Source organism: Pantoea sp. Lu_F5_004, from assembly GCF_051136245.1.
Classification (GTDB): Bacteria; Pseudomonadota; Gammaproteobacteria; order Enterobacterales; family Enterobacteriaceae; genus Pantoea; species Pantoea agglomerans.
Genome location: NZ_CP194946.1, coordinates 1710819 through 1724115, shown reverse-complemented (window position 1 = coordinate 1724115; position 13297 = coordinate 1710819). Strand labels below are relative to the sequence as shown.

17 protein-coding genes are annotated in these 13297 nt (G+C 51.4%); 7 read left to right on the top strand and 10 right to left on the bottom strand.

Annotated features, from left to right (window positions below):
• Positions 1–38 precede the first annotated feature (38 nt).
• From ACR8BN_RS07940 to ACR8BN_RS07925, 4 genes are all read right to left on the bottom strand, one after another.
• Positions 39–761, bottom strand: coding sequence for an RNA polymerase sigma factor FliA (locus ACR8BN_RS07940; protein ID WP_003854529.1), 723 nt, complete (start codon positions 759–761; stop codon positions 39–41).
• 144 nt (positions 762–905) lie between these two features.
• On the bottom strand, positions 906–1874 hold the full coding sequence (locus tag ACR8BN_RS07935) for an HNH endonuclease signature motif containing protein (protein WP_434747494.1): 969 nt from the start codon (positions 1872–1874) through the stop codon (positions 906–908).
• A 235-nt stretch (positions 1875–2109) separates the two neighbouring features.
• Complete coding sequence (locus ACR8BN_RS07930; protein ID WP_228379744.1) at positions 2110–2880, bottom strand: glycosyltransferase family 25 protein; 771 nt, start codon at positions 2878–2880, stop codon at positions 2110–2112.
• Between the two features lie 490 nt (positions 2881–3370).
• Complete coding sequence (locus ACR8BN_RS07925; RefSeq protein WP_434747493.1) at positions 3371–4702, bottom strand: FliC/FljB family flagellin; 1332 nt, start codon at positions 4700–4702, stop codon at positions 3371–3373.
• Positions 4703–5038: 336 nt separating this feature from the next.
• Between ACR8BN_RS07925 and fliD the strand changes: the two genes are divergently transcribed.
• From fliD to amyA, 4 genes are all read left to right on the top strand, one after another.
• On the top strand, positions 5039–6451 hold the full coding sequence (gene fliD / locus ACR8BN_RS07920; RefSeq protein WP_134160628.1) for a flagellar filament capping protein FliD: 1413 nt from the start codon (positions 5039–5041) through the stop codon (positions 6449–6451).
• Positions 6452–6462: 11 nt separating this feature from the next.
• Positions 6463–6870 carry a flagellar export chaperone FliS gene (gene fliS / locus ACR8BN_RS07915; RefSeq protein ID WP_039388762.1) on the top strand — a complete coding sequence of 136 codons (408 nt, stop codon included), beginning with the start codon at positions 6463–6465 and terminating at the stop codon, positions 6868–6870.
• The gene (gene fliT, locus ACR8BN_RS07910; protein WP_010247612.1) at positions 6870–7235 is read left to right on the top strand and encodes a flagella biosynthesis regulatory protein FliT; all 366 of its coding nucleotides are present in this window, start codon (positions 6870–6872) and stop codon (positions 7233–7235) included. The genes fliS and fliT overlap by 1 nt, the downstream gene beginning before the upstream one ends.
• Positions 7236–7336: 101 nt before the next feature.
• Positions 7337–8818 carry an alpha-amylase gene (amyA, locus tag ACR8BN_RS07905; protein WP_425011973.1) on the top strand — a complete coding sequence of 494 codons (1482 nt, stop codon included), beginning with the start codon at positions 7337–7339 and terminating at the stop codon, positions 8816–8818.
• A gap of 100 nt (positions 8819–8918) precedes the next feature.
• Here the strand turns inward: amyA and yedD are convergent, their stop codons facing one another.
• Complete coding sequence (gene yedD / locus ACR8BN_RS07900) at positions 8919–9392, bottom strand: lipoprotein YedD (protein ID WP_039388770.1); 474 nt, start codon at positions 9390–9392, stop codon at positions 8919–8921.
• 254 nt (positions 9393–9646) lie between these two features.
• On the opposite strand from yedD, the gene ACR8BN_RS07895 reads away from it, so the two are divergent.
• On the top strand, positions 9647–9970 hold the full coding sequence (locus tag ACR8BN_RS07895; protein ID WP_008926858.1) for a DUF6388 family protein: 324 nt from the start codon (positions 9647–9649) through the stop codon (positions 9968–9970).
• 201 nt (positions 9971–10171) lie between these two features.
• On the opposite strand, the gene iraP is transcribed toward ACR8BN_RS07895, so the two are convergent.
• A complete protein-coding gene (gene iraP / locus ACR8BN_RS07890) occupies positions 10172–10471 on the bottom strand; it encodes an anti-adapter protein IraP (RefSeq protein WP_031593419.1) in 300 nt (99 codons plus the stop codon).
• Positions 10472–10645: 174 nt separating this feature from the next.
• On the opposite strand from iraP, the gene ACR8BN_RS07885 reads away from it, so the two are divergent.
• Complete coding sequence (locus ACR8BN_RS07885) at positions 10646–10885, top strand: DinI-like family protein (RefSeq protein ID WP_003854508.1); 240 nt, start codon at positions 10646–10648, stop codon at positions 10883–10885.
• A 38-nt stretch (positions 10886–10923) separates the two neighbouring features.
• Here ACR8BN_RS07885 and ACR8BN_RS07880 read toward each other — a convergent pair whose 3' ends face one another.
• From ACR8BN_RS07880 to ACR8BN_RS07870, 3 genes are all read right to left on the bottom strand, one after another.
• Positions 10924–11190, bottom strand: coding sequence for a hypothetical protein (locus ACR8BN_RS07880; protein WP_031593418.1), 267 nt, complete (start codon positions 11188–11190; stop codon positions 10924–10926).
• Positions 11191–11341: 151 nt separating this feature from the next.
• The gene (locus ACR8BN_RS07875; RefSeq protein WP_425029070.1) at positions 11342–11683 is read right to left on the bottom strand and encodes a hypothetical protein; all 342 of its coding nucleotides are present in this window, start codon (positions 11681–11683) and stop codon (positions 11342–11344) included.
• Positions 11670–12053 carry a hypothetical protein gene (locus ACR8BN_RS07870; RefSeq protein ID WP_031593416.1) on the bottom strand — a complete coding sequence of 128 codons (384 nt, stop codon included), beginning with the start codon at positions 12051–12053 and terminating at the stop codon, positions 11670–11672. The genes ACR8BN_RS07875 and ACR8BN_RS07870 overlap by 14 nt, the downstream gene beginning before the upstream one ends.
• 136 nt (positions 12054–12189) lie before the next feature.
• Between ACR8BN_RS07870 and ACR8BN_RS07865 the strand changes: the two genes are divergently transcribed.
• The gene (locus tag ACR8BN_RS07865; protein ID WP_424997318.1) at positions 12190–12822 is read left to right on the top strand and encodes a helix-turn-helix domain-containing protein; all 633 of its coding nucleotides are present in this window, start codon (positions 12190–12192) and stop codon (positions 12820–12822) included.
• A gap of 65 nt (positions 12823–12887) precedes the next feature.
• Here the strand turns inward: ACR8BN_RS07865 and ACR8BN_RS07860 are convergent, their stop codons facing one another.
• Positions 12888–13136 carry a hypothetical protein gene (locus tag ACR8BN_RS07860; RefSeq protein ID WP_031593414.1) on the bottom strand — a complete coding sequence of 83 codons (249 nt, stop codon included), beginning with the start codon at positions 13134–13136 and terminating at the stop codon, positions 12888–12890.
• Positions 13137–13297: the final 161 nt, after the last annotated feature.

Here is a 13297-nt window from a genome sequence, read left to right as displayed (position 1 = left end):
GGTTTTTTATAATTTTGAATCGCCAGGAACTGATACTGCTAGCGCGCTCCCGCAAGTCGGGCACGCAGGCGTTTAATCGCCTGACTGTGCAGCTGGCTGACACGGGATTCACCCACATCAAGCACCGCCCCAATCTCTTTCAGGTTCAGTTCTTCCTGGTAGTACAGTGTCAGCACCATCTTTTCACGATCGGGTAACGCTTCGATCGCTTCAATGACGCGCTCACGCAGACTCCCTTCAAGCAACTGATGAAGCGGATTAGCCTCTTCATGGCCTTCCGTCACCAGCTCCGCGCTGTCGCCGTGCTCTTCCCGATACTCGTCGTAGGAGAAAAGTTGACTGTTGTTGGTGTCCAGCAGGATCTGCCGGTACTCCTCCATGGAAACATTCAGCTGCTGCGCCACTTCCTGCTCAGAGGCAGAACGCCCCAGCGACTGTTCCACTCTGTGCATTGCTCCGGCCACCTCGCGTGCATTACGACGCACACTGCGCGGTGCCCAGTCCCGACTACGAAGCTCGTCGAGCATGGCGCCACGAATACGCTGCACGGCATAGGTGGTAAAGGCTGTACCCTGGAGCGCGTCATAACGCTCTACGGCATTTAACAGCCCTATCCCACCCGCCTGCAGCAAGTCGTCAAGCTCAACACTGGCCGGCAGGCGAACCTGCAGACGCAACGCTTCATGGCGCACCAGCGGCACGTAGCGCTGCCAGAGCGAATGCTTGTCCATCACGCCTTCGGCGGTATAGAAATCGTTCACGTTGACTACCCTGCGTTAATGAAGTTATCGGCATGATTATCCAATTCTGTAGCGTTTTCGATTGGCTGAATAGGCGGGGTAAAACGAGGCTATTTCATTTTTGTTACGTCAGAGTGCAGATCCTTCTGCACTCTTCAGCAGGGATTAACGACGGGCGCGCAGACGTTGCCGGGTGGCGGACGGCACTGCAGCCCACAGGCTGCAGACGCGACCTTCCAGTTCCTGATACCAGGGCGCAAGATGCTGCTGCGCCTCCTCGCCAGGATGCACCAGAATCTCGCCCGATTCACCATCAATGCTAATCAGTCGATTAATAAACAGCCGCTGCAAATCACTGCGTAAAAACAGGCCGTTATCGATGCTGTTATCTGCCAGTACACCGTCATCCCCTTCCTGCGTGTCGATATGACAGGCTTCCACCCACGGCCAGTTATGCCGTTCGGTCAGCTCGGTGCCGGTCATCACACAGGCGCCGTAGCGGGCTTTGACACCGGCGCTGAATTCCGCCTGGCTGGCGCGCTGCAGCACCCGGGCTTTGACACGACGCCCGACCTCAGTTCCCGGCATCACTGCCGCCGGGACTTTATGCTGCGGCGTACTCAGCACCACGATGAACTGAATGCGCTGCGACTGCGGAAAACAGGGATCCGCCTGTGGATTGAAAAGCTGCCAGTAAGCGTCTTCATCATCCTGATGCATCAGGACCAGTTTATAGCCGCGACTGTTCAGCAGATTCTGTGCCGTGGCGGATTGCGGATCGATCATCGCGAAGACCTGGCTGCTGCCCATCACTTTCCACAGGTTGTCGCGCTTCTCGCTATCGCTGCGACGGAAATAGAGGAAGGAGAGATTCTGCTTAAGGTAGTGCTCAAAGCGACGCAGGTAATTTTTACGTTCGTTGTCATGGGAGATGAACAGCAGATCCTCCAGCGGACTGTTGCTCTCTTCCTGCGCGAACACCGCGCGGATTTTCAGCGTGCGCAGTCCGGTTGACGGACTCAGCAAGGCGCGCGCCGTCAGCTCTTTATCATCAGGGTATTGCAGAGCATAACGCCGGGCGATCTCTTCAAAGGTCAGCCGCTCACCCGGTAACAGGTCATAATTGAAGCGCATAGACACTCCACAAAGTTAAAATCAAAAATGATGTTGTTCTGTGAGGAGTTATCGGCAGTCTGGGGGGGAACTGTAACCGGGCTGGGGGTGGATACGTGAGCTGTCGTTCAGTTCACCATCACGTCTGTGGAAATCAAACCCTGAAGGTAGCTATTACGGGGGTGTAAGCGCACTGTCGAAGCCAGCTTTCTTCTGGTGAGTCCACAATGCGCACGGTGCGCGGCGGATTTTATGACTACTCTAAAGTGGCTTTGACATCCACGATCTCATGTAAAAGTGGTACGACGGCGCGGCGATAGCGCTGACGGATTCTGACCCTGAGCGGACGTTGCGCCATAAGTCGGGCCCAGATTTCGCGTTTTTGCTGGTCATGCTTTTCAACATCGTTAATCTGCTGAATGGTTGTCTGTTGTGCCACCTCATGAAGCAGTACCGGCGCGGGATGCACGGCCAGTAAACGGAATGCGCCATATTCCTCAAACAGGCACCATTTGTCCGCTGCCATCCAGACCGGATAAAGAAGCGCTAGCAACCGTTTCGCAGCCTCGAGATTAATTACATAGGCATGTGAGGTTGTGGCGCTGTAAACCGGATAGAGACTGGCACTGTCGGTTACAGGCGCAACAACGCTATTAACATATTTATTGACGCGTGATAACAACACCAGTGTTGGATTACAGGCATCCAGTTTTAATGCCGGGCAGGATAATACCGCTGGCAAATGATCAGTTAATAAGGCGTCATCTTCAAGAATCAGCGCTTGGGGGATTTTCTCGTCTACGATTTTTCTATAAATAGAGAGATGACTTAACGCACACCCGATCTCACCGGCTTTAAACGCATAATTTAATGGTCGCGTATGTTGCGCTCTCTCTTCATCACTAAGCTGCTTGCCATTAACTGCGCGAATAAATTCATAATGGATGCCCGCGGTCAGGCACTGCGCGGCAATAGTGGCACGGCGATCGGTCGAAGAATCGAGATTGATAATAAACGCTTTCATCATGGAGACATCCAGCCTCAGGTAACAATTTATTTCTAGAAGGTAAGCATACCGTTAATTTGATAAAGGCTGAAAGCGTAAAGTCATCATCAGGCGTTGAATGTATAAATTTACATCAATAATTGCGGGTGATCAGTTTAATAATCTTGCTGATTTGTAATGTGATTTTGTTCAGGTGATAACTGTACGTGGATTTGAACGAAAAGAATCATATTGGATGAACTATATGCATACTGGGGTACTGCCGACCAGTTTTTTCGGATAATATTTAAACACTCAGGATGTTCAAATGTCAGTGGTGCCGGTATCACTTATGCACTCGCATGCGGAATTATGACGTTTTTTTGTAATTCAAAGGTTCTGGACAAATTTTATTAGCGTCAGGTGAGATTAAGGCGGCACGATGCGCCTGCCATATCCATGGACAGCAACGCGCTAATCGCAGGCAAAAAAACCCTGCATAAGCAGGGTTTTGAATGTTGACTGAAAGCGATTAGCCCTGCAGCAGAGACAGAACCTGCTGTGGAACCTGGTTCGCTTTGCCCAGCACAGAGTTACCCGCCTGCTGAACGATCTGCGCTTTAGACATGTTTGACACTTCTGTTGCGTAGTCAGCATCCTGAATACGAGACTGAGCAGCAGACAGGTTAGTCGTGGTGTTGTTCAGGTTAGTTACCGCTGAGTTCAGACGGTTCTGTACAGCACCCAGGCTTGAACGGAAAGTATCAACAGATGCGATAGCCTTGTCCAGGAGTGCCAGTGGGTTATTGGTTGCCGCGCCAGCGAACTCTGCTGTAGCAGTAACAGTACCAGCAGCATTATCACTTAACTGAAGTTTAGCTTGGTTACCTGTACCGCCGTCAATCGTCACTTTAGTTGCCGCAGCTGCATTAGTAGCGCCGTTAGCATTCGCTAGTGAACCGGTAGCTACATAGTTCTTGCCCTGAATAGTAACAAATCCAGTTGCGTCGCCATTTTTATCAGCACCGACCTGAATGAGCTGATTTGTTTGGGTTGCACCAGCAACGCCATTTTTAGCATCATCGTATGTAACATCGGCTTTGTTAAGTTTGACTGTGCCATCCTGAGCTACAGAAGCTGCATAACTCTTGTCACCTGACTGAACAACATAAGTACTTGTTGCTACACCGTCTTTTTTAACATTGCGAACGGTCACAGCTGAAGTGTCGGTGATACCCAAATCTGTTGCAACTGATGCATCCAGTTTAACTGCAGTAGGTGCACCAGTACCTGTTGCAATATCAGTTAAAGCTGAACCAACTTCCAGTGTATTTTTAGCAACTGAAAAGCCTTTCAGACCGAGAGTTGAAGAGTCAATTTTCTTCAGGTCGATAGAGATGGTTTCACCGTCGTTGGAACCAACCTGAATTTTCATTGCGCCGTCTTTAGCCAGCACATTCACGCCGTTGAACTGAGTCTGACCCGATACGCGGTCGATTTCGCTCAGACGTGATTTGATTTCGTCCTGGATTGAAGACAGGTCAGAATCAGAGTTGGTGCCGTTCTGAGACTGTACAGTCAGCTCACGAACACGCTGTAAGTTGTTGTTGATTTCTGACAGTGCGCCTTCAGTAGTCTGCGCAGCAGAGATACCGTCGTTAGCGTTACGAGCAGCCTGAGTCAGGCCCTTGATGTTAGAGGTGAAACGGTTGGCAATTGCCTGACCAGCAGCGTCATCTTTCGCGCTGTTGATACGTAAACCAGAAGACAGACGCTCCATTGAAGTAGACAGAGCTGACTGGTTCTTGTTTATGTTGTTCTGAGTGATCAGCGAGAGGCTGTTGGTATTAATGACTTGGGCCATGATGAATTTTCCTGTTAATCAAGTCTTTCGGTTAAGGTGTGGGCTTCAACCCGCCGGCTTCAGCGCCGTCAAAGTTGTTATCGTCTGCCGTTTAACAACCTTTAGAATTTTTTTAGTACCAGGCGAATTTTTCTGCTTCAACCTGTCACGTTTTAAGTTATCGCCAGCCGTCCGAACTTCTTTAGACTTAATTCATTAATTTTCTAGCCGCTGAATTACCCTTCTCTATAGTGCTTATTTACCTCATTACCCTAAGGCAAATAACCTTAAACTTTCCTTATTCAAGGCCGATAACCCAGGTATCAATTTCTCTGTCGACCTTATAAAGGAATTAATATGGCTAGTATAAGCAACCTCGGTGTGGGCTCCGGCCTGCCACTCAGTACCATGCTTGACAGTTTGACCACCGCTGAAAAAGCGTCACTCACACCAATTTCAAAACAGCAGTCGGCTTACACGTCCAAGCTCAGTGCCTATGCCACCCTGAAAAGCTCACTGACGACTTTCCAGACCGCAAACACCAAGCTGAACAGTGCAGACCTGTTTACCTCTACCACCGCGGCCAGCAGTTCGACGGCATTCAGCGCCACTACCTCTGGCAGCACCGTGGCCGGTAAATATGCGATTAATGTGACTCAGCTGGCACAGGCGCAGGTCCTGACCTCATCGGTGCAGAGCAGCAACACTGCCGCACTGGGCGACAGCTCTGTGGCCAGCCGCAGCATTGCGATTACCTTAAAAGATGGATCAAGCAAAAGCGTAACGCTTTCCAGCGATCAGACCTCGCTGACCGGTATGCGTGACGCCATCAACGGCGCCAATGCCGGCGTCACCGCCACCATTATTAAGGTGTCAGACGGCAGCTTCCGTCTCTCTATGAGCGCCAACAAAACCGGCAGCGACAATGCCGTGGCAACCATTGCCGTCACCGGCGACAGCACGCTGCAGGGCGTTGTGGGCTTTGACGCCAGCGCCAGCAGCAATGTGATGACAGAAAGCGTGAAAGCGCAGAATGCCCAGCTCACGGTTAACAACGTTGCGATTGAGAACAGCAGCAACCAGATCAGTGATGCGCTGGAAGGCATTACCTTAAATCTGACCGCGCAGACAACTGGCGCTCAGACGCTGACGATTACCAAAGACACCTCAAAAGCCTCCAGCGCGATCAGCGGCTGGGTGGATGCCTACAATTCGTTGCTGGATCAGTTCAATACCCTGACCAAATTCACCAAAGTCGATACCAACAGCGACGCGCAGGACTCCAGTAATGGTGCCCTGCTGGGTGACAGTACGTTACGCACGATTGAGACGCAGCTGAAGAGCATGCTCACCAATGCACAGAGCACTTCTACCTTTAAATCACTGAGTCAGATTGGTGTTACCACCGATCCCACGACCGGTTCATTAAAACTGGATTCGACCAAGCTGAGCACCGCACTGGATAAAGATGCTGCGGGCGTGAAAGCGATGATCGTAGGTGACGGTAAAACCGGTATCGCCGCTAAAATCGACAGCAAGCTGACTGACTGGCTGGCTACTAAAGGGATTATTCAGTCTGCCACCGATGGCGTGAGTAAAACACTGAATACACTGACCGCCCTCTACAACACCACCAGCGATCGCATTGATGCGGATATCGCACGCTATAAAACGCAATTTACTCAGCTGGATATGGCCATCAGTAAACTCAACTCGACCAGCACCTATCTGACGCAGCAGTTCGACACGTCCGATTCGTCTAAAAAATAACAGGAGTGTCCATGTACAGCGCTACAGGCACCAAAGCCTATGCAAAAATTGGCGTAGAAAGCGCCGTGATGAGCGCCAGCCAGCAGCAGCTGGTGGTGATGCTGTTCGACGGTGCACTGAGTGCGTTAATCCGCGCCCGTCTGTTTATGCAGGATAGCAATATTGAAGGCAAAGGCAGCTCCATCTCCAAAGCCATCAATATTATCGAAGCCGGCCTGAAAGAGGGCCTGACTGAAAACCGTGGTGATGAGCTGGCCGATAATCTGCTGGATCTTTACAACTACATGACGCGTCGCCTGTTGCATGCCAACCTGAACAATGATGTTGCAGCGGTTGAGGAGGTCGAAGGCCTGCTGCGCAACATTGCTGACGCGTGGAAAGAAGTGGTTCAACCTAACCTGATTCAGGACGCCGTTTAATGACTACTGCACCGCATCTGATTACCGTTTACCAACAGTTACTCGATCTCAGCCAGGGAATGCTGCGTCATGCAGCACAAGGCGAATGGGATGAATTGATCAGCAGGGAGATGGAGTATGTCAGTGCGGTGCAGAACTTAGCCCAATCGACAGAGGCCGTGTCGCCGTCGGCACAGACTCAGGAGCAGTTACGTCCGGTGCTGCGCCGTATTCTCGATAACGAATGTGAAGTGAAACGTCTGCTGCAGGCGCGGATGGATGAGCTGGCCTCACTGGTGGGTCAGAACAGCCGCCAGAAATCGGTGATGTCCGCTTATAGCAATCAAGGCGGCGTTGTTATGGTGCCGCACGAAACCCTCTCCTGATCACCTGCTCTGTCACGCCGCCAGATTTATTTTTCTGCGCGGCATCTCTTTTTTGCCGCTTACTCCATACTTGATTTTCATCATCCCCTGGAGTGTGGTACATGCAAAACCCAACGTTATTACAGTTTTTCCATTGGTATTACCCGGATGGCAGCAAACTGTGGCCGGAAGTCGCCGATCGTGCGGCCTGGCTCAGCGAAATAGGTATCACCATGGCGTGGTTGCCACCGTGCTACAAAGGAGATTCGGGTGGCTATTCTGTCGGTTACGACAGCTACGATCTGTTTGACCTGGGTGAATTTGATCAGAAAGGGGGTGTTGCCACCAAATATGGTGACAAACAGCAGTTACTGGCGGCAACAGAAGCCCTGCGCAGTCACAACGTTGGAGTGCTGCTGGATGTGGTACTCAACCACAAAATGGGTGCCGACGAGAAAGAGGCGATCAGCGTTAACCGCGTCAATCCCGATAACCGCGATGAAATCTACGACGAGGTGGTCGGGTGCGAGGCCTGGACGAAATTTACGTTTCCGGCGCGCGCCGGGGAGTTTTCGAAATTTGTCTGGGATCACAAATGCTTTAGCGGCGTAGACCACATCGAAAATCCGGACGAAAACGGCGTATTCAAAATCATCAATGACTACACCGCTGAAGGCTGGAACGACCAGGTTGATAACGAACTGGGTAATTTCGACTATCTGATGGGTGCCAACATCGATTTTCGCAACAACGCGGTCAGGGAAGAGCTCAAATACTGGGCGCGCTGGGTGATGGAACAGGTGCCCTGCACCGGCTTTCGTCTCGATGCGGTAAAACATATCCCGGCCTGGTTCTACAAAGAGTGGATCGATCATATTCAGGAAGTTGCTGAAGAGCCGATGTTTATCGTCGCGGAATACTGGTCGTTTGAAACGGAGAAGCTGCAGGAGTATGTGCATCAGGTGGAAGGCAAAACCATGCTGTTTGATGCGCCACTGCACATGAACTTTCACCAGGCCTCAACCGCGGGCAGCGCCTACGATATGAGCCAGATCTTTGCTAACTCGCTGGTGGTCGCTGATCCGTGGCATGCCGTGACGATCGTGGCTAACCACGACACCCAGCCGCTGCAGTCGTTGGAAGCACCGGTAGAAGCCTGGTTCAAACCGCTGGCCTATGCGCTGATCCTGTTGCGTGAACAGGGTGTGCCCACCATCTTCTATCCCGACCTGTTCGGGGCGACCTATGAAGATGAAGGCGGCGACGGCGAGAAGCACAAAATTGAGATGCCGGTGATCCCTGAACTGGAAGGATTGATCCGGGCGCGCCAGCAGTATGGCTGGGGCGTGCAGACCGACTATTTTGATCACCCAAATTGCGTGGCCTTCAGCCGCAGCGGCACCGAAACACAGCCAGGCTGTGTGGTGATCATGTCGAACGGCGATGCCGGTGAGAAAAGCGTGCCAATGGGTGAAGGTTTTGCTGGCAAGGTCTGGCGCGATCATCTGGGTAACCGTGAAGAGACCATTACTGCCGACGAGCACGGCACGGCGGTCTTTGTCTGTAACGGTGGCAGTGTCAGCGTCTGGGTGGTTGCAGAATAAGCTCGTTGCAGAAGAAATGACTCAAAACTAAAACCGCCCCGGCAGACAGAAGCGTAAAGTGCGCTCTGCCCGTCGGGGCGGTTTTGTAATGGGTCGGCTGTTACGACTTCGCGTTATTTTCTGTAATCGGTGTGCGCAGCAGTTGCGGTTCGATGTTCTGAATCACCGCGGCTTTCGGCTGCTTCGCCACCTCGTCAAGTGCCTGCTGACACTCAACGGTCGGACGCGCCACTTTACGCAGAGTCATCCTGTCATAACTCAGCTCGCCATTCTCCACGACCAGCGGCATCACCCGCACCTGACGCGTTACATTGACATAATCGCCGCTTAACCGGGTCAGTTTGCCCGGCTTCGCAATCACCCGCATCCACTGACGGCAGTCCAGCGTGCTGCCATCCGCATTGATGATCACACTGGCTATCGCCTTATCGCTGATCAGGCTGCTCTGTGGGCCGACGGTTTGCCAGGTTCCCTGCAGTTCAGCGGGCGCCGGTGTTTGCACCGCATTCTCATAATCGTTGATTTGTGCACAGCCACTCAGTGCCAGCGCGGCAATCAGCATCCACTTTTTCATGTTTAATCCCTAAGATCCCATCAATGGCGGCTACGTTATAATTTTTCCACCGCGTTGCGCAAGGTATCTGGGTGTTCAAACACCACGCAGACCCTGATTGCGCCAGAATTTAACCCGCAGCGAGGCTCACGGTCAGGTTTTTGACCGAAAGTTCAGAGGCTGAACTGATGCAAAGCCCCGCCGTTGTCACGCCTGACAAGCGGAAGACAACCCGCTACACTGACGCGCTGCAACAGACTTTCAGGAATATGAATATGAAAACGCCAGAAGCCTACTATGCCCAGGCGCGCGAGATGTTTTTTACCGCGCATCCCGACTTTCAGTCTGCACTTGATGAATTAACAGAGAGCGACGCCCGTGCAGCTAACCTGTCACTGCGACAGCTGCGCGAATGGCATGCCGAGCGCATCTATGCGGCCTTTTTGCGGCAGAAGAATCTGGATGGAATGATCTTTTCTATTCAGCTCGCTGAGCCGGATAAAGCGGTGGCGGCTGAAGCTATCGAGACCTATCTCAAATCTCATGCTGAGTCGCTGGGGATGAGCTGGGAAGAGTTTTGCATCAAAAACGAGCTATAATCAGGGCCGCGCTGAAGTTGTATATTGCAAACACCTCCAACCAGTTCCGGCACTGCAGATAAAGTTGTACTAACCGGGGGAAAGTGTATAACTTCGGCGTGCGACTAAGGTCGTGATTGTCCTTTAACGAATAGTGCTTATGCACTGCCTCTGCAGGTGTTGTCTCAATTCCACCTCCAGAGGCGAATTTTTTATCCGCCCCTACCCCTCACCTTCCGTCGCCTTACCCTTTACTTCAACATAACTTGCTACCGCCAGCAGACGATTAATATGCGTCAGCAGCAGATCCACATCAGACTGCAGAAAATCGGTCGAAGATTTCGACGCGGTAATAATGGCATCCTGCACCGTTTCTGAAATGGTCAGCGAGTTGTCCTGTTTCGCCTGCACCAGCAGCGCTGCAACCAGCAGAGACTGCGCTTCAAGTTGCGCCGTCAACTCTTTTGCATCGACGTCCATCTTTGCCAGTTTTAGCAGAATATCAATTACCAGTTGTCGCATCGCGGACCTCCTAAAAGTAAGCCGCCATTATGTCGCGATGCGTGCGCATTTTGCTAGTCGAAGATTGAGGTTTATGCGAGATAAAAATTTACGCGAAATCGGGCACGCCGCCTTGCCACTGTTTTTATTTACAGTATTATATGTCAGCGATTTTGCCCTGAATGGATTGCCATCATGTTTGTTGAGTTGATTTATGACAAGCGCAACGTTGCCGGTTTACCGGGTGCCCGCGAGATGATTCGTGAGGAGCTGGAAAAGCGGGTGCATCGGGTGTTTCCTGACATTGAAGTTAAGGTCAAGCCGATGGAACGTAATGCGATTGATACTGATTTGAGTAAGAACGATAAAGCGACGGTTGCGCGAATTGTTGAAGAGATGTTCGACGAAGCGGAAATGTGGCTGGTGGCCGATTAATCCCTTAACGGCCACCACATCAGTTAGCGGGAGATGACTTAGCTCTCCTGCTCGCTGTGATTAATTTCAATCTCGATGTCCTGAATCGCGGCATCCAGATCTTCCAGCAGTTTACCCTGCTTATTGAGCAGCGCATCGATTCGGTCGGCGTTGGTCTTGTCTTTATACTCACCGGCATCAAACGCTAACCATTGGCTGGAAAGGGTTTCGGTGTTGGTCTGAGCATAGTGACGCATCTCTTTTAGCTGAGAAGTCACGTCACGCAGATATTCAGTTTTGGTTTTGGTTTCTGTTGAATCGCTCATGCTAAATTTCCTTCTGGTCATTTATCCAAAGTGAGTAGGCTTAGCGGTTCATCAACCGGCCAATCAGCGGGCCTGCATTCAGGTACAAAATGTTGCCCGGAGATTTAAAACTAGTCGATAATAGCGAAGCCGCATTAAGAATAATCGGAAGTTATGGTTTCTGACCGGATTTCTCTGCTGGTACCTCACTCTCAGTGACGACCTCTTTGACTTTTATGACCGTTTTGTCGGCTATGCGATCTGGTATTGCATCCAGCTTATGCTGTATTACAGTAACCTGATCGGTCAGCAACTCCACTCTGTCATCACGCCGCGCCGCAATTAAGCGATAATCCGCCCGAATCTCCTCGACTCGCTTGTTTGCGGTGTTACTGACGTAGAGAAAAATGATCGTCATCAGGATGCAAATCATCGAACAGCTCAGCAATACGCAGCCGAGGATAACTTTGCGCCGGTAAGACATAGGTGCCTTAGTGCTATTAATCATGGCCATCACTGCGATCCTCCAGAGTTGAGATAAGCCGATCAATCTCATTACGAAATTTATCGTTCTGATCGGTTTCGGTCATTGCCAGTAAAATCCCTACCGCATTCTTGATTAACCGAAGATCCGTTTCGAGTGTCGAGATACGCCGCAGATTCCTGTCGTGCCGTTCGCGTAGTTCATCGTTCTCCTCCCGTATCAGCACGTTGCTCTCTTTCAGCAACACCACCTGCTCTTTGTAGCTGGTAATAATTTCGCCGCCGGCTCGATTACTGGTTACGATTGACGCTATTCCCGCCAATAACGGTTTCCAGAACAGTGCTGCTGCCCCCCCACCCAGAACTAACGCACCCATACTGGTAATCAGACTACTTTCCATGCCACACCCCTTTGTACGGTAAGGTCTCTGGAACTTACTGCGTGCTGCTTAGCCACGTCCCCCGCATGAAATTTAAGATTGCTTAAATACCAGGCTTAAGTATACTTAAGTCACTCTCAACCAAAAAGTCAAGCTTATGAAAAACGAAACGCTGGGTGACCGCATCCGACTCCGACGTAAATCGCTGCAGTTAACGCAGAAGCAATTGGCGCAACAGGTAAAAGTGTCCCATGTGGCGATTTCGCAATGGGAAAAAGAAGAGACGCTGCCGCGCGGTGAGAACCTGCTGCGGCTCGCCGAAGCGCTGGGTTGCGCACCGGCTTTTCTGATAGATGGGGATGGTCCTGTTTTCAGCGAAAGCGCCTGGAGTGGTCTGCACCAGATCCCACTGCTTGCACAGCGCGACGTGCCGCAATGGCTGAACGAGGCCGGTTCCGTCCGGCATGAATTGCTGATGCACAACGACATGGCGCTTTCGCAGCAGAGCTTTGCCTTCCGGGTGGAAGAACAGGCGATGACGCCCGCGATTCTGCGGAATGATGTGGTGATCATCGATCCCAGGCAGTCACCTCAGCCCGGCGACTGCGTGCTGGTATTGCAGCAACAGGCCGCGCTGCTACGCACCTGGCGTCAGCGCGGCATTGAAAATGGCGTCATGCAGTTTGAACTGGCACCGGTCAATATCAACTTCCCTGAGCTGCATTCCAGCCGGGACAGCGTGAAGCTGATTGGTACGCTGGTGGAACTGCGACGCTACCGCCAGCTATAAAAAAACCCGCCGGGCGCGGGTTCACTTTTCATTGTACAACGGTGGCTGAGATTATCGCCGGGCAACTACAGGGCATCGGTCAGTTGATCTACCACCACATTACCCTGCAGATCGGTCTGCATAATGCGATAATTGACGGGCCATGAGCGGCGGGTACTGAGTTTATCGAACAGGGTTACGCCGCCTTTTTTAACACCCTGGCGGTTGACAATAATCCATTCGGTGACCTCTTCCTGACCACGATTTTTCAGGCTCAGCGAGCGTTGTTCGATTAACTGATCTTCAGCTTCAATCTTTAAATAGTCTCTTAACATAATTTCTATCTCCTGGTAACGCAGGACACTATATGCCTTTTGTTAATCAGTTCAATCGAATTTATTTATCGATGTGTTTATCGACGGGAATGTGACCTGCCGCAAGCGACATGACAGATTTGTCCATTACTGCATCAGGGATTCCCGGTTAGCATGAACCT